Raw genomic sequence first — 21,928 nt, 5'->3', positions numbered from 1 at the left:
ATGTGGACTTCCTCCGGCAGCCGCTCTTTTCGGCCGTAACTGCCACTGCCTCTTTTTGCAATCCTCTCGGCCCGCTGCACCGGACTAAGTCCGGGCTTTGTGCCGACTCTTGTACAGGGGCCGCCGGAAATACCCAGCTTGGAATGGCTCTTCACGGCGGCATGGTTTTATACAATTTGCCCGTTACCGTAAATCATATACTTAGTGGTGGTCAGTTCCCGCAAGCCCATCGGCCCCCGGGCATGAAGTTTTTGCGTGCTGATCCCAATCTCCGCGCCAAAACCGAAACGCCCGCCGTCTGTGAACCTGGTGGAAGCGTTGGCGTAAACCGCGGCCGCGTCCACTTCCCTCAGGAAACGCTGGGCCTGGGAGTAGTCCTCCGTAATGATTGTCTCCGAGTGTTTCGTCCCGTAGCGGAAAATGTGGTCCAAAGCTTGGTCAAGACCCTCTACCACCCGGATGCTCAAGATCAAATCCAGGTATTCGGTTGACCAATCCTCCTCTGTGGCCGCTGCCGCCCCAGGCAGGATGGCACAGGTTCTCGGACATCCCCTGATTTCTACCCCATGCCGGTATAATTCTTCCGCCATGAGCGGCAGAAACTTCTCAGCGATGCTGTCATCGACCAAGAGGGTCTCAAGGGCGTTGCAGACCCCGGGGTTTTGGGTCTTAGAATTAATGACGATGGGAACAGCCTTAGCGAAATCCGCCCTTTGTTCCACATAAGCATGGCACACTCCGGTTCCCGTCTCGATGACCGGGACAGTCGCGTTCCGGATGACCGTTTGGATAAGCCCCGCCCCGCCCCGGGGAATCACGACATCCACATAAGCGTTCATTCTCAGCAGCTGCTGAACCCACTCGCGCTCTGTTTTTTCCAGCAACTGAATCGAACCCCGGGGCAGCCCCTTTCCTTCCGCGGCCCGGGCGATCACCCGGCTGAGCGCGATGTTGCTCTCGATCGCTTCCGATCCTCCGCGCAGGATCACGGCATTGCCCGCTTTGAGGCAGAGAGCCGCGGCATCGACTGTGACGTTGGGTCTCGCTTCGTAGATCATGGCAATAACCCCCAGGGGCACCCGGGTGCGTTGAATTCTCAACCCGTTGGGCCGGCTCCAAAACTCCCCTTCGCCTACCGGATCCGCCAGTCCCGCTACCTCCCGCAACCCCGCGGCCAGCTGCTCAATCCCGGCTTCCGTCAGCCTGAGACGGTTGACCAGACTCTTTTTCATTCCTTTTTCTTCGGCCTTTTTGACATCCAGGGCGTTCGCCGCCAGGATTTCCCCGGCGTGTTCCCTCAGTGCGCCCGCCATCGCCAAGAGAACCTCATCCTTCTCAGCACTCCCCAGGAAAGCCAGCCCGCGGGCAGCTGCTTTGGCTCTGCGGCCCATTTCCGTCAGTTCCGGAAACTCCATACTTAAGTCCCCCTAACCTGCTGTTTCTCAGTTTCCCCGGCATATCTTGCCGATAGCGGCTATAACTTGTCCCCCGAACATTCCCTGGCTCCGCTTTGTACACATTCCTGCTGCCGACGGTAACATAGCCTCCGCACCTTCTCCCCCGAACATTCCCTGGCGTCATTTGCTTCCCCGGCGCACACTACTCATGATCGTCGGAACCAACAGCAACCTATCCTCTTAACATCCTGTTTCGGTATGCCGTCTTTCTCTGTCAACCATCAGAGTCAGATTATCCCTGTGCACCACTTCTTCTCCGCTGTACCCGGACAGGATCGCCAACATGTCCTCCGAGTGCAGGCCCCGGACCTTTTGTACTTCCAGGCTGCTCAACTCCGCCAACCCCCGGCCGATTTCACGCCCGACGCCGTTTACAATCCGCACCAGTTCCTTGCGCTCCCATTCTCCTTCCACGCCGGTGATGCCGCTGGCCAAAAGGCTTTTGCCGTCATCCAGCAAAGCCCTCTCCGCTCCCTCGTCGACAATAATACTCCCTTCCGATAGTCCCGCGTAGGCGATCCAGCGCTTGCGCCCGGACAAGCGGTGCCCGGAAGGCGGGAAATAAGTTCCGTAGGGTCTTTCTCCCCGGGCCAAGGACCCCAACTCGGAAATGCGGGCGGAATTGAGCAGGAGCATACCGATACCGAAGCGGGTGGAAATCCTCGCCGCTTTCAGCTTGCTTACCATGCCCCCGGTGCCGAGCCGTGAACCGGCTCCCCCCGCCACCCCGGCGACCGCGGCGATATCCCTGACTTCCTCAATCAGCCGGGCCGAGGGATCGGTCCGCGGATTGGCGCTGTATAACCCGTCCACATCCGTCAAGACCACGAGCAGGTCCGCGTGCACCAGGCCGGCCACCACAGCCGAGAGGCGATCATTGTCACCAAAACAGAGTTCTTCCACCGCGACCGTGTCATTCTCATTGATAATCGGAATGGCCCCCAGACGCAGGAGCCGTTCCAGGGTGTTTTGGGCATTCCGGTAACGGGAAGCCTCCGCCAAATCCATACGCGACAACAGTACTTGGGCACTCGTCAGGCCCTGCCGCCCAAAGGCAGCCGCGTATTTTTCTATCAGTACCCCCTGTCCCACGGCCGCAACCGCCTGCTTACCGGCAATATCCCGCGGTCTGCCCTTCAGGCGGAGCTTCCCCATCCCGGCAGCTACCGCACCCGAGCTGACCAGGACAGATTCCACCCCGTCCCTTTTGAGGCCGGCGATAGCGCTCACGATTCCGGCTAACGCCTCCTCGCTGATCCCTCCCCGAGGATGGTTTAAGCTGCTGCTGCCTATTTTGAGGACGATCCGGTGCCACGCCAAACTCAACCTGAATACTCCCCTTCCATTTCCTGCCCTTTGCGGGCACAGGCTTCGGCCGCTTCCCTGACGATACCCTTGAGATTGGCGGCCCAGAATACCTGCAAGGCCTCGATCGTCGTACCGTTGGGTGAGGTGACCTCTTGCCGCAGGCGTCCGGGGGACTTACCGCTCTCCGCCATCATTTTGCCTACCCCAATCAAGGTCTCGCGCGAGAGCATTTCCGCATCTTCTTCCCTGAGGCCCAGTTCCACGCCGGCTTGCACCAGGCACTCCGTGAAGAGGTAAAAGTAGGCGGGTCCGCTGCCGCTCAGGGCCATCAAAGCGTTCATCCGGCTCTCCGGCAGCCAAAGAATCTGCCCCACTGAGGAAAAAATCTTCTCCGCCATGCGCACATGGTCCTCGTCCGCTTCATGCCCGCGGACCAAACCCGTGACAGAGTGGAGCACGGCGCTCGAAGTATTTGGCATGGCCCTCACGACCGCCATCCCCGGCAAAGACTTCTCCAAGGTCGCGATTTGAATCCCTGCGGCCACGCTGATGATCAGTTGATCATTGAGCCCACTGCTCAATTCCGGACCTGCCAGAGTTTCCAGCACGCCCGGGACATCTTTCGGTTTGACCGCAATGAGAATCACTTCCGAAGATTGCACCAGCTCTGCCAGGCTGGCGGGGATGATTTGATAACGGTCCGCCAAATCAGCGAGTCGCGCGCCGTTAGAACGGTTGACCACGCGCAGATTGTACTTTCCCCCGGCTTGCCGCAGCCCGTAAATGATCGCCTCGGCGATATTTCCCGCACCAATGAAACCGATCTCTTGCATAATGTTCACTCCTAACACAGTCGCTTCACCAGCCAGGCTGGTCCGGTTGTTCGTCGGTAACATGGGCAAGAATGTTCCTTGCCAAGGATACCTACTCCCAATTGTGCTCGCACAGGCTTCTTCCCACAAATGGAAGAAGTAACACCTTTTCCCGTTAAAGAAAACTCGCCTGGCGCTGCGATCGCTCAAGTGAGTGATCGGTTGAATCAGACTGACGCAAGTTTTCTTATCCTACGGGATATTTGTACTTTCTGATAGGATAAAATGACGTCTTCCGTCCCCTTAGTAAGGACGGAAGACGCCTTCCGCGGTACCACCTTTATTGCCCGCACCGATAACCGGAGCAAGCCGACTTACGCCATTTTCATGGCTCCCCGCTAACGGAGGGTCCCGAATGATTCATCACCATCGCCTCACGGTTGGGTTCGGACAGCTTAACGGAAACCTTGCACCTGACGTTTCCTCTCTGCGCACGCTCTCCTACTGGACCGCTCATCGGCCTTTTGCCTTGTTTTCATCTTCATCTGGGTCACATGATTTTGCATCTCGGTCACATGAGTATTTGCATCTCAGTCACATGAGTATTTCAGCTGTATTCCAGATTCCACCTGTATTTCAGTAGTATACCCCGACTCGATGAAAATGACAAGATGTGGACATGGGCAGACTCCGAAAATTACTTTTTGGTATATATCAGGGAACTGTTCAGGAGTTTAAGGCCGCCAGGACCGCATCTCCCATTTCCTTCGTGCCCAGGACCTTATCACCCGGTTTGGCCAGGTCGCCCGTCCGATAGCCGGCATCGAGAACTTTGCTCACCGCTTGCTCAATGGCCTGAGCCTCCTTTTCCCGGGCGAAGGAATAGCGCAGCATCAAAGCTCCCGAGAGGATTGTCGCCAGGGGATTGGCCAGGTTCTTCCCGGCGATGTCCGGCGCCGAACCGTGAGCCGGCTCGTACAGCCCCTTCTTGCCATTCAGGCTGGCCGAAGCCATCATGCCGATGGAACCGCTGAGCATGGAAGCCAAGTCCGTCAGAATGTCGCCAAACATATTCTCGGTAACCAGAACATCGAACTGCTCCGGATCGCGGACGAGTTGCATGGCCGCATTGTCCACGTACATATGGGTCAGCTCGACTTCGGGATAAGCGGCGGCCACCCGGAGCGTCACCTCCCGCCAAAAGCGGGAAGTCTCCAAAACATTGGCCTTGTCCACGGAGCAGAGCTTCTTGCGTCTGAGACGGGCTGTCTCAAAAGCCAGGCGGACAATTCGCTCCACTTCTTCCTCCGTATAGATCATGAGATCGTAAGCCGCCGGCGGGTTTTGTTTGCGTCCTTTTTCCCCGAAATAAAGGCCGCCCGTCAACTCGCGCAAGACGACTAAATCCGTATTCTGCACCACTTCCCGCTTCAAAGCGGAGGCATCCGCTAAGGCCGGCAGCATGCGGACGGGGCGGATGTTGGCGTAAAGCCCTAAGGCTTTGCGCAGTCCCAAAAGCGCCGCGGTCTCAGGCCGCTCCGGCGCCGGCAGGGTATCCCACTTCGGACCCCCGACCGCTCCCAGGAGCACGGCATCCGCCTCTTGGCAGGCAGCCAAGGTCTCGGCGGGCAAAGCCCGGCCCGCCCGGTCGATAGCCGCCCCACCCACCGGATATTCCTTAAATTCCAAGCGCAAAGAGCTGTCGGTCAAAACGGCCTGCAAAACCCGGATTGCTTCGGGCACGATTTCTTGGCCGATTCCGTCCCCCGGCAGGACTGCTACTTTAGGCATTCTTTAACCTCCCTCGCACATAGGGAACCAACCCCCCGGCCGCCATCAGTTCCTGCATAAAGACCGGAAACGGCATAGCCTGGAAAGAGGTCTTCCGGGTCACGTTCGTGATCTTGCCGCTCGCAGGCTCCACCTCGACTTCGTCCCCGGCTTCGATTCCCGCTGCCGCTTCCGGGCACTCAAGGATCGGTAAACCGATGTTCAGGGCATTGCGGTAGAAGATCCGGGCAAAGGATTCCGCGACCACGGCTTTGACCCCGCTCGCTTTAATCGCCAAAGGAGCGTGCTCCCGTGAGGAACCGCAGCCGAAATTTTTCCCGCCGACGATGACATCACCTGACTTGACCCCCGGGGCAAAACCAGCATCCGCATCTTCCATACAGTGGGCCGCCAGATATTCCGGTTCCGACCGGTTCAGATAACGGGCAGGAATGATGACATCCGTATCAATATCATGTCCGAATTTCCAAGCTTTACCCATTTCCGACCACCTCCCTGGGATGGCTGATTTCTCCGCGTACCGCCGAAGCGGCGGCCACCGCCGGTCCGGAAAGGTAAACTTCGCTTTCCGGGTGACCCATGCGGCCCACAAAATTGCGGTTGGTCGTAGCCAGAGCTCTCTCACCTTTGGCCAAGATCCCCATGTGCCCGCCGAGACAAGGACCGCAGGTGGGTGTACTCACTGCAGCTCCCGCCTCCAGGAAAATATCCAGCAGACCTTCATGCATGGCCTGGCGATAGATTTCCTGAGTGCCCGGAAAGATCAGCAAACGTACTTCTGGGTGAATTTTCCGTCCGCGCAGGATCCCAGCCGCGACGCGCAGATCCTCGATTCGCCCGTTGGTGCAGGACCCGATCACTACCTGGTCGAGTTTGATCCCCGCCGCTTCCTCTACTGATTCGGTGTTTTCCGGCAGATGAGGCAAGGCGACCTGCAGAGGAATCTCACTCACCTCAAATTCCATAATCTCGGCATAACGGGCATCCGGGTCACTGGCAAAAACTTTGTAAGGGCGGTGCGCTCTTCCCTTCAGATAGGCCTCCGTCTTTTCATCCGCAGCGATAATCCCGTTTTTCCCCCCGGCCTCGATGGCCATGTTGCACATGGTAAAACGCCCATCCTGGGAAAGCGCGGAAATTCCCTCGCCGGCAAACTCCATGGCCCGGTAGCGGGCACCGTCCACCCCAATCTTGCCGATAATATAGAGAATGAGATCTTTTCCGCTCACCCACGGCTGAAATTTCGTCCCGTGAAAGACGAACTTCATGGATTCCGGGACCTTGAACCAGCCCTCACCGGTAGCCAGACCCGCCGCGCAATCCGTGCTTCCCACCCCCGTGGCAAAAGCCCCCAGGGCCCCGTAGGTGCAGGTGTGGCTGTCAGCCCCAATGATCATATCCCCGGGCAGGGTCACCCCTTGTTCCGGCAAGAGACAATGCTCGATCCCGACCCGGCCGATTTCCCAATAATGTTCTATCTGCTGCTCCCGGGCAAATTCTCGCATGAGTTTCGCTTGTTCGGCCGAGGCAATGTCTTTGTTGGGGGTGAAGTGATCGGGTACTAGGGCCACTTTCCCCGCGTCGAAGACTTTGTCCACCCCGAACTTGGTAAACTCCCGGATGGCGATCGGCCCGGTCACATCATTAGCCAATACCAGATCCAGTTTGGCCGTAATGAGCTGACCAGGGACAACCTCAGGCAAACCGGCATGATCAGCCAGAATCTTTTCTGTAATCGTCATCGACATCTCTGTTCAGCTCCCTTATCCCGAAGTCATCCTCACCGCACAAGTATCAGTCGTCGGGGTTGTGGTCAGTGTGGGCAAATCTACCCCAAAGCGTAACCCCAAATCAGACTTGTTCTTTGAAAGCTTGCGGTTCGGCGATAGTGTTCACAGGACACTATCATGCTGTTCAGCTACTGCTTAACGGGTTCACTTGCATACTGAGCCCGCCTGCAGCTATAAGACTGCGTATGGACGCGGGCGGAACTACACTTGCTTAGCCACCCACAGATCTAAGACTGCGGCAGCGCTTTGACGGCACAGGCCGGAGTTGAGTAACAATTCCCCCGCAACCCTCCGCTGTAGGTCTCCACGGTCATTCCCCAGGTCACGGTCCGGCTTATTGGCCGCGTTTTTTCAGCCAGGGCATCATTTCTCTCAACTCTTTGCCCACTTTTTCGACCTGATGTTCTGCCTCCGCCCGGGCCATGGCGTTGAATGCCGGCCGGTTGACCTGGTTTTCCAAAAGCCAGCGTTTAGCGAACTCCCCATTTTGAATCTCGGTCAGAACTTTCCTCATCTCTTTACGCGTCTCTTCCGTGATGATCCTCTTGCCCACCGTCATATCCCCATATTCGGCCGTGTCGGAGATCGAATAGCGCATCCAACTCATCCCGCCTTCGTAAATGAGGTCGACGATCAGCTTCATCTCATGCACACACTCAAAATAGGCGCTCTCCGGCTGGTATCCCGCCGCCACCAGAGTTTCGAAACCCGCCTTCATCAGTTCTGTCACACCTCCGCAGAGAACAGCCTGTTCCCCGAAGAGATCGGTCTCCGTCTCCTCTTTGAAGGTCGTTTCCAGAACCCCGGCCCGGGTCGCCCCAATCCCTTTGGCATAAGCCAAAGCCAAATCATGCGCCTGGCCGCCGGCATCCTGATGCACAGCGATCAAACACGGTACCCCTGCCCCTTCCTCATAAGTTCTGCGCACCAGATGCCCGGGGCCTTTCGGCGCCACCATAAATACATCCACATCTTGCGGGGGTACGATCTGTCCGAAATGGATATTGAAACCGTGGGAAAACACCAGGGCTTTCCCGGCCTTGAGATGGGGCTCTATTTCCGCCTTATACACAGCGCTCTGCCGCTCATCCGGCAGGAGGATCTGAATCACGTCGGCCTTGGCGGCCGCTTCGGCTACCGTCATGACTTCGAGTCCCGCCGCTTCCGCCTGAGACCAGCGGGCACTTCCCCGGCGCAGGCCCACTAGCACCTTCAATCCCGAGTCCTTCAAATTTTGCGCTTGGGCATGCCCCTGGCTGCCATAACCCAGCACTGCAATCACTTTGTTTTGGAGAAGTTCCAGATTCGCGTCCGCGTCGTAAAACATTTTTGCCATTTGCCAACACCCTCTCATTATTCTCTAAACTAAAACTAGCGAAAGCCTGCTCACATCCCACTGGGATGGTCGGCCACGGATAGCGTCAGCTCTCTGAGCGCAGAATGGCGATTTTCCCGGTGCGGACCAGTTCCATCAGGCCATAAGGCCGCACCGTGCGCACGAAGGCATCGATCTTCTCGCCGTCCCCCGTAAGCTCCACGATCACACTGGAACGGCCCATGTCAACAACCTGACCCCGGAAGACATCGACCGTCTGGAGAACTTCCAAACGGCTGTCCGCATTGACCTTAACGCGGACAAGGGCTAACTCCCGGTTCACCACCGCCTCAGAGGTGAGATCCACCACCTTATGGACGACCACCAGTTTATGCAGTTGTTTGGTCACTTGTTCAAGAACCTGGTCGTCCCCGTCAACCACGATTGTCATACGGGAAATATCGGGATCTTCCGTCCGGCAGACGGAAAGGGATTCGATATTGTAAGCCCGGCGGGCAAAAAGCCCCGAAACCCGGGTTAAAACCCCCGGATGATTTTCCACCAGGACCGCGAGCGTGTGCAACATCCTCCCTACCTCCCCAACATTTCCGTAATGGCTTTTCCGGGCGGAACCATGGGCCATACCCACTCGTCCGCCGAGATCAGGAAATCCATCAGCACCGGACCCTGATGCGCCAGCGCCTTTTGCACCGCTTTTTCCACGTCCGCCGCCGTCTTCACCCGGATGCCCAAAATGCCGTAAGCCTCGGCGATCTTGAGAAAATCCGGGTTGGCGTGCAGTTGAATCTCACTGAAGCGCTCGCCGCAAAAGACTCCCTGCAACTGCCTGACCATACCGAGAACCCCGTTGTTGAGCAGGGCGATCTTAACCGGGAGCCGATATTGGACGATTGTCGCCAACTCCTGCATCGTCATCTGGAAACCGCCATCCCCCACGATCAAAAAAACCAATGCTTCCGGCCGGGCCAGTTGCGCGCCGATCGCCGCGGGCAAACCGAACCCCATCGCACCCAGCCCACTGGAAGTAAGGAAATGACGCGACCGCTGCACCGGGTAAAACTGGGCTGCCCACATTTGATGTTGTCCCACATCCGTCGCCACGACCGTGGTTTCGCCCGCCAATTCTCCGATCGTTTCCATGATCAGCTGCGGGCTCAGATCCGTCTGGGCATAGTTGAGGGGATGACTTTCCTGCCAAAGCCTGATCTGCCTCCACCAATCCGCGATCTCAGGGGGTTCCGCCCTCTCCCGGATGTCCTCCAGAATCTGCCGCGCATCTCCGACAATCGGAATATTGGCTCTGACCACTTTCCCGATCTCGGCCGGATCGATATCGATATGAATCACCTTGGCCTTGGTCGCGAAACGATGTCCCAGCCCGCTCGTCACCCGGTCGTCGAAGCGCACCCCGACAGCGATCAAAAGATCGCAGTCATCCACGGCATAGTTGGCGGTGACCGTACCGTGCATCCCGACCATACCCAAAAGATTGGGATGACCATGCGGAAGGCTCCCGATCCCCATCAGAGTTGTGACTACAGGCAGCCCGGTCTTGCGGCACAATTCCCGCAGAGCCCCGTCCGCGCCGGCAGAGATGACCCCGCCCCCGGCATAGAGAACCGGCCTTTTGCTGGTGCGGATTGCCTTGGCCGCCTCCATGATTTGCCCCGCGTTTCCCTTGCCAAAAACTTTATAGCTCTTTAAGTTAAGGCTTGCCGTCTCGGGAACCGCGGTCGCGGCCTGAACATCTTTCGGCAAATCAATCGCCACCGGGCCGGGGCGGCCGCTCCCGGCAATGTAGAAAGCCTCTTTGACAATGCGCGGGATATCCCGCACATCCTTGACCAAATAACTGTGTTTCGTGATCGGCATCGTGATCCCGGTGATGTCCACTTCCTGAAAAGAATCCGTCCCCAGCAATGTGGTCGGTACCTGTCCGGTCAGAACGACCAGAGGAACGGAATCCATATAGGCGTTGGCGATCCCTGTGACCAAATTGGTGGCACCCGGACCGGATGTAGCCAGGCAAACCCCCGGCTTGCCGCTCACCCGGGCATAGCCGTCAGCGGCATGGGCCGCCGCCTGTTCGTGACGAACCAGGACATGGCGAATCGGACTCTGCAAAAGAGCATCATAAAGGGGAAGAACGGCCCCTCCCGGATAGCCGAAAATCAGTTCTACATTTTCCTCGGCCAACGCTTTCAGAAGGATCTCGGCCCCGGTCAGGTTTCTCTCAGACCCGGGCTTTATCATCTGATCGGACCTTGACTCCATCATTTGCTCACCCCTCCCCGACCGGTTTGAACGCCGCCCCCTGGGCCGCGGACTGCACCGCTTGGGCATAACGGCCCAGATACCCCCCGCCTCGGGAAACTTTGAGTGTCGTCGTCTGACGGCGCCGTTCCTCCTCCTCGGCGGAAACGAGCCAGTCCAGCCGTCCTTGGGGCAAATCGATCCGGACCCGGTCCCCGCTTTGGACATAGGCGATTGCACCGCCCAGGGCCGCCTCAGGTGAAACATGTCCGATGGAGAGACCGCGGCTGGCACCCGAAAAACGCCCGTCCGTCAATAAGGCCACACTGGCATCCAACCCCATGCCCGCCAGCATGGAAGTGGGGCCAAGCATCTCCCGCATGCCGGGCCCGCCTTTGGGGCCTTCATACCGGATCACCACCACGTCGCCCGCCTGAATCTCACGCTTGGCAATAGCCCGGGTTACCTCCGCCTCCCCGTCAAAGACTTTGGCGGTCCCTTCAAAAACAAGGTCCTGCTCGGTCAAGGCTCCTTGTTTGATCACGGCTCCTTCGGGAGCTAAATTGCCGAAGAGGATTTTCAAGCCGCCGCGCGCGGAATAGGGACGGCTGAGAGGGCGGATCACCGCCTCATCCAGAACCGCGGCTTTTGCCAGCCGTTCGGCCTGGGTGACCCCTGAAACCGTCGGCACATCTCCGTCTAACAGTCCCGCGTCCAAGAGCTCTTTCAGCACCGCGCTGACCCCGCCGGCCTCGTGCAGGTCGGAGAGGTGATGGGGACCGGCCGGGCTGAGCTTGCACAATTGGGGAACGCGCTCACTCACTTGGTTTACCTCCGCCAGTCGCCAAGGAATCTGCCCCTCCTGGGCGATCGCGGGCAAGTGCAAAATCGTGTTCGTGGAGCAGCCCAAAGCCATGTCCAGCGCCACCCCGTTTTTGAGTGCCCTTTCCGTGACGATATCCCGCGGTCGGATATCTTGCCGGAGAAGGTTCATCACTTGGAATCCGCTTTCCTTAGCCAGGATGATGCGCTCGGAATAAACCGCCGGAATCGTCCCGTTGCCCGGAAGGGCCAAGCCCAAGGCCTCCGTCAGGCAGTTCATGGAGTTAGCCGTAAACATCCCGGCACAGGAACCCGCTGTCGGACAAGCTTTCAACTCCAGTCCGGCCAGCCAGGATTCGTCCGCCAGGCCGGCGTGCACTTTCCCCACTCCTTCGAAAATGGTGCTCAAGCTGACGGCTTTCCCTTCAAAGCGACCCGGCAGCATGGGCCCGCCGCTGACAAATATGGCGGGCAGATTCAAGCGCAGCGCGGCCATTAACATGCCGGGAACGATCTTGTCACAGTTGGGGATGAAAACCAAAGCGTCCAGCTGATGTCCTTTGGCCATTACTTCGACTGAATCGGCGATTAACTCCCGGCTGGCCAGGGAAAAATGCATTCCTTCGTGTCCCATGGCTAAACCGTCGCAGACCGCTACGGTCGAGAACTCAAAAGGAGTTCCGCCGTTTTCCCGAATGCCGGCCTTGACCGCGTCGGCAATTTGCCGCAGGTGCATGTGCCCCGGAACGAGCTCGGTATAGGAATTCACCACTCCGACAAAAGGCCTGGCGATCTCGCGCTCCGTAAGCCCCAGCGCTTTCAGCAGGGAGCGGTGCGGAGCCCGGTCGGCACCCTTCTTCACCGTATCACTGTTCACTTTCCCCCATCCCCTCTCTCCTGTTTCCCCCACCGGATAGACTCCTGAGATTCTCGACGGCAGTTTCATCGCATCGATCGGCTCTCGCGTCGTCGCTCGGATCTCGCGTCATCGCTCGGACCTAACGCCATCGCTCGGATCCGACGCCCTCGCTCGGATCCGGCGTCATCGCTCGGATCCGGCGTCATCGCTCGGATCCGGCGCCGCGGGTCCCTCGCTGCGGATCTGACGGCGTTCCCGCGCTCGGACCCTTCACTCTTTCACGATCAGATGCTCCCGCGGCGCGGCATGGGCGTCAACATCGCACACATCGCGACGCTCTCCGGCATGGTCCCTGTCTCTTCTTACCGGAATATTTCCGGTCCGTCCGTGAGAGTTGTTTCTCTGAACTCCCTGAGCAGACCCTTGAAGGTCTCCCCCGGGGTTCCCTGACCGATTACCCGCCCGTCAATCTTAACCACGGGTACCAGTTCGGCTGCCGTCCCGGTGAGGAAGCATTCGTCGGCCGTGTAAAGATCATGCCGGGTAAATAGCTCCTGAGAAGTCTTTAAACCCCGTTTTTCAGCCAAAGACAAGACTGTGTTGCGGGTAATCCCCTCCAGAATGCCCACATAGCCGGGAGGAGTCTTCAGAACCCCATTTTGCACAATAAATATATTGTCGCCGGTGCATTCCGCAACATAACCTTCCTGATTGAGCAGCACCCCCTCCGGAATTCCGGCCAAATTGGCCTCGATCTTGGCCAAAATATTGTTCAGGTAGTTGAGGGATTTGATTCTGGGATTGAGCGAATCCGGATTATTGCGCCGGATAGCGACCGTCCGCAACTCCATGCCCTCTTCGTAAATACTGGGCGGATAGAGTTTAATCTGATCCGCAATACAGTAAGTGGCCGCCCGGGAACATTTCAAAGGATCGAGCCCCAAGTCCCCCTTGCCCCGCGAGACGACCAGGCGAATATAGCCGTCCCGGATTTGATTCAAGCGGCAAGTCTCGATCACGATTCGCTCCATTTCCGCTACCGGCAGACCGATGTCCAGATGGATAGAACGAGCCGACTCGTACAGCCTCTTCAGATGCTCCGCAAGCTTAAAAACCCGGCCGTGATAGGCCCGAATCCCCTCGAAAATACCGTCGCCGTAGAGAAAACCGTGGTCAAAAACCGAAACCTTGGCTTCCTCTTCGGGAACAAACTCCCCATCGCAGTAAATTGTGAGTCCCATATAAAACTTCCCCTTTCCCTCCACGCCGGGAGTCCCCGTGCGCGGGATTCTAAATTAGGCAGGGCAGTACATCCCGGCCCTCTCTCCATTCTAAATCAAGTCGTTCGCAATTTAAACGGAACTCTCTATAATAATGCGATTAATAACAACATTAACATTCCGATAAGAATGCAAAACCCAAGCGCTGCTTCCCCAACTGGAACCTGCCGCTCGGGTTTTTTACCCGGTGTAAATTCGCATGGTTTAGTGTTATAATACATTATCCATTTGTCGATAGTGTATATGATACAGATTGACCTGTCAACCCTCAGCAGAGAAAAAGAGGTGAATTTCTCACCTCAACCGATCTTTTTCTTGTCAAGCGAAGCCCTGACAGCGTATAATGTCCACTACGGGTATACAATTGTTCACTCTGGGAAAACGGAGGTTGCTTTAGTTTATGAAGACGATTCATTTGGGATTTCTCGGTTTTGGTACGGTCGGCAGCGGCGCCGCACAGATCCTCGAACAAAACGCGCCAGACATTGAAACGCGCACGGAAAGCAAGATTCGTATCAAAGCGGCTTTGGTCCGAAATCTCGGCAAACCGCGCCCCTTTGCCGAAAACATCGCGTTCACAGACAAAGCAGAAACCATTTTGGAGGATCCCGAAATCGACATCGTCGTCGAGGTCATGGGGGGAATTGAACCCGCCCGCAGTTATATCTTGGAGGCTCTCAGGCGGGGGAAGAACGTCGTTACCGCCAATAAAGACCTCCTCGCCTTGCACGGAGAGGAATTGTTCAATACGGCCAAACAAACCGGCAAAGACCTTTATTTCGAGGCCAGCGTCGCGGGCGGCATCCCGATTATCGCGGTCCTCAAGCAGTCCCTGGCCGCCAACAAGATCAGCGCTTTGCTCGGCATCATCAACGGCACGACGAATTATATTCTCACAGCCATGGCGGAGCAGGGCCGAAATTACGCTGATGTCCTGGCGGAAGCCCAGAAACTCGGCTACGCCGAGTCGGACCCGTCCGCCGACGTGGACGGTTTGGATGCGGCCCGCAAACTGGCCATCCTGGCCTCCTTAGCTTTCAATTCCCGAGTCACACTTCCCGATGTCTTCGTTGAAGGGATTGCCAAGATTACCTCGGAAGATTTACAATATGCCTCAGAGCTCGGCTGCACCGTCAAGTTGCTGGGCATTGCCAAGCACCTGGAGGGCGGCGGCGTGGAAGTGCGCGTCCATCCGGCCTTTCTGCCCAACAGCCACCCTCTGGCTTCCGTCAGCGGGGTCTTTAACGCCATCTACGTGGTCGGGGATGCCGTCGGCGAGACCATGTTTTACGGCAAGGGTGCCGGTTCTCTTCCTACGGGAAGTGCCGTAGTCTCAGATATCATTCAGGTAACCCGCAATATCCACACGGGCTCCACTTCCTCCATTAATTGTACCTGCTATCACGACCTCCCGCTGACGGAAAGCCGGGATTTCACCACGGCTTATTATGTCCGGCTCCTGGTTAAGGACGAGCCGCGCGTTCTGGCGACTTTGGCTCTCCTTTTCGCTGAGGCCAATATCAGTTTTGCCTCCATCATTCAAAAACCGAGGGGTCATGAGCAGGCCGAAATCGTCCTGGTTACGCACCCCTGCCGCGAAGCCCAATTGCAGGATGCACTCGACTCCGTGAGAGCATACAGCAAAACCCTGGCCGTATACAACGTCATCCGTTTTGAATCCGGGATTTAACCTACGAATTAACGATTTTCGGACGGGACTCGGCAATTCCCTTCAGACAGGAGGCAGTTATGTCAATCCGGGTCAGTGTTCCCGCCACATCCGCCAATCTTGGGCCGGGATTCGATAGTTTCGGACTGGCCCTGACTCTGCGCAACACTCTGTCTTTGAGTTTCGGCCACCCCTTTGCCATCGAGCTGGCGGGCCGCTACTCCGCGGGAATTTCCCGGGATGAGACCAATCTGGTCTGGCAAACCATGCTGCACCTGTGGCAACGGGTGGGGTTTCCCGTTCCCCGCGCTTCCCTCCTGCTTGAGAACAACATTCCTCCGGCCCGCGGACTGGGCAGCAGTTCAGCCGCCATCTGTGCCGGACTCCTGGCGGCTAACGCCGCGGCCGGCTCACCCTTTTCCCGCTTGGAACTTCTCCAAATAGCCGGCGGCTTGGAAGGGCACCCGGACAACGTGACCCCGGCCTTATTCGGCGGAGTTACTTTTTCCGTCCAAACGCCGGAGGGTATCTTGCCCAGGATCATCGCCGAATGTCCCCCCCTCGCAGCCGTGGTCGCCGTGCCCGACACCCCGCTCAAAACCGAAACAGCCCGGGCGGTTCTTGAGAGCAAAGTGCCGCGGGCGGATGCCGTTTTCAACATCGGGCACGCCGCCTTGATCGTCGAGGCTTTTCTGCGCCGGGATTACCCTCTCTTGCGGCCGGGCATGGAAGACCGGCTCCATCAAGAACAGCGTGCCGGCCTGATCCCCGGTTTGAAACCCGCTCTGGAGGCCGCCTTGCGCGCCGGGGCCTACGGGGCGGCTTTGAGCGGCTCGGGGCCCACCCTGCTCGCCCTGGCCGATCGGGCAGCCGCCAAGGGGGTCGGATGGGCTATGCAATTGGCTTTGGCCGAGGACGGCCTGCCGGCCGAAATTTTCTTTCTCTCCATCGATCCTCAAGGCGCCACGGTTACGGGACCCGACGTGAGATGTCGGACCTAACTACGTAAAACCTTAAACGAAATAGCAACGAGTCTCCCTGCGGAAATGGCCCCAGATTATCCGGCGGCATTATTTTGCCCTATCGAACCGACCGGCTTGCCCTCCGTCTGATGATCCGGCTGCACCTTTGTCGCGAAGACAGCGAGAGGCTTGGAGCCGTTAAACAGACTCTCATCCCCCAATTTACTGGCGATAGTTGCTGCCAAGACCCCAAAAACCGTGTGAGAAGCAAACTCGCTCAGGACCGTAGCCGGGTCGGCAGGGGCTACTTTTGTCGCACCCATCGTCCCCAATACACCGTATAATCCTGTCCACGCGGCTTCACCGGTGATGGCACCCTTGAGGGCCGCTTTTTCTTTTCCCACTACGGAAAGCGCATATACGGTTCCGATACCGATCAAGCTTGCCACCGTATTATCCGCTATGTAGCCCACCAGTCTGCCGGACTTTTTCGCAAGTTTATGCGGAGAAATGAGCATTCCGGCGGCTCTTTCCCGCCCGTCAATTTCCAGCCATTTCAGCTTTCTGAAAATCGAGTCGAGTGTCTGTTTGGCTGCGTTCGCCCCCAACCCGGCCGCAACCCCTAATAGCACCCTATCCTTAATTCTAACCATCATTTCATCTCCCTCATCCTTTGCTTCCTCCCTTATACTTTTCTTTCTTTAAATCTTTTATCCGCCTTCGACATCCGTCTCCCGCTTCCGGAATAGGCGCTGGATGCGGGCTTTTTTCGCACATCCAAGCAAGATCTCGATCGCTTGTTTCGATGCAACCGGGAGTCGGCAGGCGCTGGAAACGGTTGCTTCGAGCCAGCCAAGTCCCGTCAGCTTGAAGACACAAAATAAGGCTGGGACGTTTCGCGAACGCCCAGTCTTAGAGCGCAATCCGTCGGCGGCAAATAGGATTGAAAGCAGCTGCCGCCGGCGGGCGGCCTGCTTTGCTTGTGTCTCATCGGCATCCTCCGGACCGATCCTGCCGCTAAACCGGTCTCCCCGGTCCGGGGAAATTGCCCTACTCTTACTCCGCCGGCTTCTTAACTACGGTCAAAAGCATCTTAAAGCGCCGGCGGGCTTCCAGGCTATGGGGAACATCGGAGGGCATAATCACCGTTTCGCCCTCTTTTACAGTTAGAACCTCGTCCCCAATCGTGATCTCCGCCTCTCCGTCCAGCACCTGCACCATGGCATCCCCGGCCGTGGTGTGCGTACTGATACCTTCGCCGGTGTCAAGAGAAAATAACGTGATATTGACCGCAGGGATTTGGGCAATCGTCATGCTGACCACCTGACCTTGCTGATAGGAAATCTGCTCTTTGAGGTTGAAAACGTGGGCGAAATCAATGTTCTTCATGATATTTACCATGTTGAGTACCCCCCTTCTGATTTTCCGAATCAATAAGCTTTAAGTGATAGACTTTGTACAATTCCCAAATTTATTCTACGCAGACTGAGCCGGTTAAGCTGTGACTGGCATCACGCTTTCTGCTTCTTCTCCGCTCTTTCTGCCACAACTGCTGACAACCAAGTCGGCTTCCCCATTCCGCGTTGGCACTACCGCCCGCTAAAAGCAGACATCCACCCACGTCATCGTGGATGGATGTCTGCTTTCCTGCTCTCTCGTACCAATTACCCCCTCGGTCATTAGGGGTACCCATGGGTAGTAACCCTTGCTTCCCGGGGTCTTTCTTCTCAAGCGGACCTTTTGCTCGGCCCTGTCCTAGAGCCCCTGCGTCAAACTCAGAGCATCGACGAACTTATCCTGAAAATCGCTGCGGCTGGAAAGCTCGACATGCACGACCTTACGGGCAATCTCCATGGAGTGTTCGCGCACGGAGCGGGAAATCAGAGCGAGCTGGGCCCCTGCTCCGGCCGCATTGCCCACGGATTGAATCTTTTCAGCCGCTACGGGAGGCAACAACCCCATGGCCAAGGCACTGTACTTGTCGACATAGTTGCCAAAGGCCCCCGCCAGGAGAACCTGATCCAGGTCATGATACCGTATGCCCGCGGTGCTGAGAAGAATCTCGATACCGGCCCGCATTGCCGCTTTGGCCAATTGGAGTTCCCGCACATCTTTCTGGGTGAGTACCACATCGTCTTTCCGACCGGCACCGGCCTCTGCCAGAACAAAGCTGTTGCCGGAACCGGCTCTGCTCAGTCTTTGCCGCAAGACAGGCGGCAAATCGTCCCCTTCTTCGGCTCCCAACATCCGCCCGCTCTCTTCGACGATCCCAGTGCGCACCAGTTCTGCGACCAGATCCAGCAAACCCGAACCACAGATTCCTTTGGGCTCGCTGTCGCCGATGACTTGGAGCTGTAGACCTTCATCCGTAATCTTCACCTTTTCAATCGCGCCGGTGGCGGCCCTCATACCAAATTCGATCTGGGCCCCTTCAAAGGCGGGTCCCGCCGCCGTCGAGCAGCTCCAAATCTTACCGTGGGCAGCCAGGACAATTTCTCCATTGGTACCGATGTCAACCGCCAGATTGACACCTTCCTTTTTATCTAACTCCGTAGCTAAAATAACCCCTACGGTATCCGCTCCCACATACCCGGCGATATTGGGCAGCACATAGACCTGGGCTTGCGGGGCCGTATTCAGCCCCAATTCCTTGGCCTTTAAACTCACCATACGGGAAAAGCCCGGAATAAACGGAGAAGGGGCCAGATTCGCCGGATCAACCGCCAAAAACAAATGGCTCATAGTGGTATTACCCACCACCGTGACCTGGTAAATCTCCTCCTCTTTGACGCCGGTTTCGGCAGCCAGGCGGGCGACAAGTTTACGGATAACCTGCAGAATCCGCTGTTGCAGTTGTTCTAAGCCCTTCGCTTTTTGCGTCGCATGCTCAATCCGGGCAATGACGTCGGCACCGAAAATATTCTGCGTGTTACTGGCGGACGCCGTGGCCAAGGTTTCCCCCTGTCTCAGATCAACTAAAGCGGCCACGACGGTCGTGGTTCCGATATCCACGGCCAGACCATAAAGACGTTCCGTCGTGTCGCCCGCCTCCACCGTTAAAACCTCGTCTTCGCACAAGACCGCGCTGACCAGCCCGTCCGCCCGGCGCAGGGCTCGGGGCAAGGCACGCAGGGCCTCCAAAGAGAGTTTCACATCTTCCCGGTCCAGAGCCGACAGGAATCGATCCGCATCAGCCACCTGATGTTCCAGCGAGGGTGGGGTAACTTTCAGTTTTACCTTCTCGATGCCGGACGCCAGATCGACTGGTACCGCCCGCCGGGAAAGGTCGCTTTTACGCTGAACCGAAACCTCTGCCTGAGGAATCTCAACCATCAGGTCACGATTAACCGGGGTTTGACAGGCCCGCACCCATTCTTCTCCCTTCTCTTCAACGAGCTTAACCCGGCACTTGCCACAGGTCCCCTTTCCCCCGCAGGGACCCTCCAACTCCACTCCGGCCTCGGCCGCCGCAGCCAACACACTCATGCCGGCCGGGACTTTCATCTGAATCTTATCCGGGAGAAAGGTAACCTGATAATGCACTCCTTTTTCCATATCCGGCATCTTCTCCATCCCCGGCATTTTCTCCATCCGCTCCATCTCCTCCGCTCGATCCACCTGCGCTTTTTTCGGCTCCGCTGTCTCCTACGCAGCCTTTTTTCAATCCCAGAGGCGTGCTCTTTTTCTCGCCGCTCCTCGGTTCAGGCCCGAGCCTGTAAAATCTCTCCTGAAAGTTCCCATAAAGTCCCGGCCGTCTGAGACAAACGAACCTCCGCAGTACCCCCTCGCGCGCTTTCATCCTCCGCAGTACCCCCTCGCGCGCTTTCATCCTCCGCAGTGCACCCTCGCGCGTTTTTATCCTCTGCCGGCGACACATTGATCCGGCACGGGCTCTGCCCTCATCTACTCTCTTGTAACCTCAATGTCCGCTTTCTGCGGGAGGGCCAATCCGGCTGCCACTTCCACCGTCTTGAGAGTCCCCGACAAGCCCGGGCAGCTGGGGTGCGGGCTATACTTGGCAAAAGTCTCATAGACCTGACCCATATGCAGTTTCTTGAACAGTTCCTGGAAGGCGTCCACTTCCTTCAATTCGGCGGCTATTTTTTGCCAGTTTGGGCACTGGGTCTCGATATCCAAGCGCACCGTTTGCCCGTCCGTGGAGTCCGCTTTGACCGTGATCGTGTAACCGCAAATACCGCTGTGAATAACTCCTGTCGCCATCTTAGCCCCCTCCTCCAATAATTGTCTAATTGTCACTCTTTCGATATTTCTCGATACTCGCCCGCGCTCAATTCAAATCATTCGACTCAAATTGTAGAACGGCAAAATTATAGGGCATTTTAGATTATAAGACACTTAAATTATAGTACAAGCTTAACATATTTCCAACTGAAATTTCGAACTCAAAATAGCACAGCCTGCATAGCACAGCCTCTCAAGGGCATAGCCTCAATGGCGATAGTGTGCTAACGTTCAGGGGCAGTACCCGGGAATTGCCGGGATACTGCCCCAATATTTCCGTCCCTGTTCTGACGTATACCTTTATCCGGAAACCCCCGCGGGATTGCGACCTCGAACCCAGGCGGTCCTTCCTCACATCCCGCCGGTCGCACCGGGCAACCGGTGACCCGTGCCGCCGCCCATCACGAGGCAACCCTTTCAAGCTTTAACTTTTCCGGCGCGCACCCCGGCAATATAGTCCATGCAATACTCATCGTACCCGGCCAAAGCCCGTGCAGCCGCCAGAAACGACATCATCACCTGATCGAGGGGATCAAGAATGAAAGCATCCATCCCCATGGCGACGCTCATAGTCATGAACGCCCGGTTAATCAGCCTGCGTTCCGGCAGTCCGAACGAGACATTGGAAAGCCCGGAAATAATGTGGACCTCGGGATAACGTTCCCGTAGGAGACGCGTGGTCTCCAGCACTTCCGCGCCGAACTTGTGGTTGACCCCGAGCGGTTTGATCAGGGGATCAAGGTATATATCGGTCTTTGCCACACCGGAGGCGGTTAACCCCGTGACCAATTTCTCCGCCACCCGCAGACGGTCATCCGTGCTCTCCGGCATACCCCCGTCTTCCATGCAAAGGGCAATAACCCCCGTCTTGAATTCCTGCACCAGCGGAAGCACTTGCTCCCAGCGCTCCTTCTCCGCCGTGATGGAGTTCACCAAAGCCTTTTGCCGGCAAAGTTGCAAACCGGTTTGCAAAGCCGCGGCGCTGGGGCTGTCAATACAGAGGGGTACATCCGTCACTTCCTGGACAAGCTCAACCATCCATTTCATGTTCTCAATCTCATTGCCGCTGGCCGCCGTGTTGATGTCGATAAAAGCGGCACCCGATTCAGCCTGGCGTTTTGCCAGATCCTGCAAATAAGGCTTGTCCTTTTGTTCGATTGCTTGGGCAATCGCCTTCCGAGTGGAATTGATCAATTCTCCAACGATGATCACTATAACTTTGCCCCTTTCCAAATTTCTCCGCAAAACTATTTTGCAGGGTCGGAAACGTGCGTTTCCCCAGACCGAACCACAAAACCACGAGTATATTTTATCCCGGATTCGGCCATTTTGACAAACGTTTTTTCA

At 57.0% G+C, this 21,928-nt stretch carries 18 protein-coding genes; 2 read left to right on the top strand and 16 right to left on the bottom strand.

The annotated features are described in order from the left end of the window. Nucleotides 1-167: 167 nt before the first annotated feature. From MNU25_RS11325 to ilvE, 11 genes are all read right to left on the bottom strand, one after another. Nucleotides 168-1,415 carry a glutamate-5-semialdehyde dehydrogenase gene (locus MNU25_RS11325; RefSeq protein ID WP_240985167.1) on the bottom strand — a complete coding sequence of 416 codons (1,248 nt, stop codon included), beginning with the start codon at nucleotides 1,413-1,415 and terminating at the stop codon, nucleotides 168-170. Between the two features lie 222 nt (nucleotides 1,416-1,637). Continuing rightward, entirely contained in the window at nucleotides 1,638-2,777 is a 1,140-nt protein-coding gene (gene proB, locus MNU25_RS11320) for a glutamate 5-kinase (RefSeq protein WP_240986814.1), read from the bottom strand. 2 nt (nucleotides 2,778-2,779) lie between these two features. Further along, nucleotides 2,780-3,598: a pyrroline-5-carboxylate reductase gene (gene proC, locus MNU25_RS11315; RefSeq protein ID WP_240985166.1), complete on the bottom strand. Its 819-nt coding sequence runs from the start codon at nucleotides 3,596-3,598 to the stop codon at nucleotides 2,780-2,782. Nucleotides 3,599-4,303: 705 nt separating this feature from the next. After that, complete coding sequence (leuB, locus tag MNU25_RS11310) at nucleotides 4,304-5,368, bottom strand: 3-isopropylmalate dehydrogenase (protein WP_240985165.1); 1,065 nt, start codon at nucleotides 5,366-5,368, stop codon at nucleotides 4,304-4,306. Beyond that, complete coding sequence (locus MNU25_RS11305; protein WP_240985164.1) at nucleotides 5,361-5,849, bottom strand: 3-isopropylmalate dehydratase small subunit; 489 nt, start codon at nucleotides 5,847-5,849, stop codon at nucleotides 5,361-5,363. The genes leuB and MNU25_RS11305 overlap by 8 nt, the downstream gene beginning before the upstream one ends. Then, nucleotides 5,842-7,116, bottom strand: a complete 1,275-nt coding sequence (leuC, locus tag MNU25_RS11300; protein ID WP_240985163.1) for a 3-isopropylmalate dehydratase large subunit — start codon at nucleotides 7,114-7,116, stop codon at nucleotides 5,842-5,844. Before leuC ends, MNU25_RS11305 begins: the two co-directional genes overlap by 8 nt. 376 nt (nucleotides 7,117-7,492) lie before the next feature. Then, complete coding sequence (ilvC, locus tag MNU25_RS11295; protein WP_240985162.1) at nucleotides 7,493-8,494, bottom strand: ketol-acid reductoisomerase; 1,002 nt, start codon at nucleotides 8,492-8,494, stop codon at nucleotides 7,493-7,495. A gap of 85 nt (nucleotides 8,495-8,579) precedes the next feature. After that, complete coding sequence (gene ilvN, locus MNU25_RS11290) at nucleotides 8,580-9,059, bottom strand: acetolactate synthase small subunit (protein ID WP_240985161.1); 480 nt, start codon at nucleotides 9,057-9,059, stop codon at nucleotides 8,580-8,582. A 5-nt stretch (nucleotides 9,060-9,064) separates the two neighbouring features. Next, entirely contained in the window at nucleotides 9,065-10,771 is a 1,707-nt protein-coding gene (ilvB, locus tag MNU25_RS11285; protein ID WP_240985160.1) for a biosynthetic-type acetolactate synthase large subunit, read from the bottom strand. A gap of 4 nt (nucleotides 10,772-10,775) precedes the next feature. Continuing rightward, a complete protein-coding gene (gene ilvD, locus MNU25_RS11280) occupies nucleotides 10,776-12,446 on the bottom strand; it encodes a dihydroxy-acid dehydratase (RefSeq protein ID WP_240986813.1) in 1,671 nt (556 codons plus the stop codon). Between the two features lie 344 nt (nucleotides 12,447-12,790). Beyond that, nucleotides 12,791-13,669, bottom strand: a complete 879-nt coding sequence (gene ilvE, locus MNU25_RS11275; protein ID WP_240985159.1) for a branched-chain-amino-acid transaminase — start codon at nucleotides 13,667-13,669, stop codon at nucleotides 12,791-12,793. Nucleotides 13,670-14,108: 439 nt separating this feature from the next. Between ilvE and MNU25_RS11270 the strand changes: the two genes are divergently transcribed. Both MNU25_RS11270 and thrB read left to right on the top strand, forming a co-directional pair. Beyond that, the gene (locus MNU25_RS11270) at nucleotides 14,109-15,398 is read left to right on the top strand and encodes a homoserine dehydrogenase (protein WP_240985158.1); all 1,290 of its coding nucleotides are present in this window, start codon (nucleotides 14,109-14,111) and stop codon (nucleotides 15,396-15,398) included. A gap of 59 nt (nucleotides 15,399-15,457) precedes the next feature. Next, nucleotides 15,458-16,378 carry a homoserine kinase gene (gene thrB / locus MNU25_RS11265; RefSeq protein WP_240985157.1) on the top strand — a complete coding sequence of 307 codons (921 nt, stop codon included), beginning with the start codon at nucleotides 15,458-15,460 and terminating at the stop codon, nucleotides 16,376-16,378. 56 nt (nucleotides 16,379-16,434) lie between these two features. Here the strand turns inward: thrB and MNU25_RS11260 are convergent, their stop codons facing one another. From MNU25_RS11260 to MNU25_RS11240, 5 genes are all read right to left on the bottom strand, one after another. After that, the gene (locus MNU25_RS11260; protein ID WP_240985156.1) at nucleotides 16,435-16,995 is read right to left on the bottom strand and encodes a hypothetical protein; all 561 of its coding nucleotides are present in this window, start codon (nucleotides 16,993-16,995) and stop codon (nucleotides 16,435-16,437) included. A 400-nt stretch (nucleotides 16,996-17,395) separates the two neighbouring features. Further along, a complete protein-coding gene (locus MNU25_RS11255; protein ID WP_240985155.1) occupies nucleotides 17,396-17,740 on the bottom strand; it encodes a cupin domain-containing protein in 345 nt (114 codons plus the stop codon). Between the two features lie 354 nt (nucleotides 17,741-18,094). Continuing rightward, the gene (locus tag MNU25_RS11250) at nucleotides 18,095-19,930 is read right to left on the bottom strand and encodes an ASKHA domain-containing protein (protein ID WP_240985154.1); all 1,836 of its coding nucleotides are present in this window, start codon (nucleotides 19,928-19,930) and stop codon (nucleotides 18,095-18,097) included. Between the two features lie 312 nt (nucleotides 19,931-20,242). Continuing rightward, on the bottom strand, nucleotides 20,243-20,560 hold the full coding sequence (locus MNU25_RS11245; protein ID WP_240985153.1) for a DUF6951 family protein: 318 nt from the start codon (nucleotides 20,558-20,560) through the stop codon (nucleotides 20,243-20,245). Nucleotides 20,561-20,998: 438 nt separating this feature from the next. After that, nucleotides 20,999-21,793, bottom strand: a complete 795-nt coding sequence (locus MNU25_RS11240; RefSeq protein WP_240985152.1) for a methyltetrahydrofolate cobalamin methyltransferase — start codon at nucleotides 21,791-21,793, stop codon at nucleotides 20,999-21,001. Nucleotides 21,794-21,928: the final 135 nt, after the last annotated feature.

The organism is Acididesulfobacillus acetoxydans (assembly GCF_902729405.1).
Taxonomy (GTDB): domain Bacteria; phylum Bacillota; class Desulfitobacteriia; order Desulfitobacteriales; family Desulfitobacteriaceae; genus Acididesulfobacillus; species Acididesulfobacillus acetoxydans.
The sequence above is the reverse complement of the archived record's forward strand: the minus strand, read 5'-3'. Positions and strand labels throughout refer to the sequence as shown.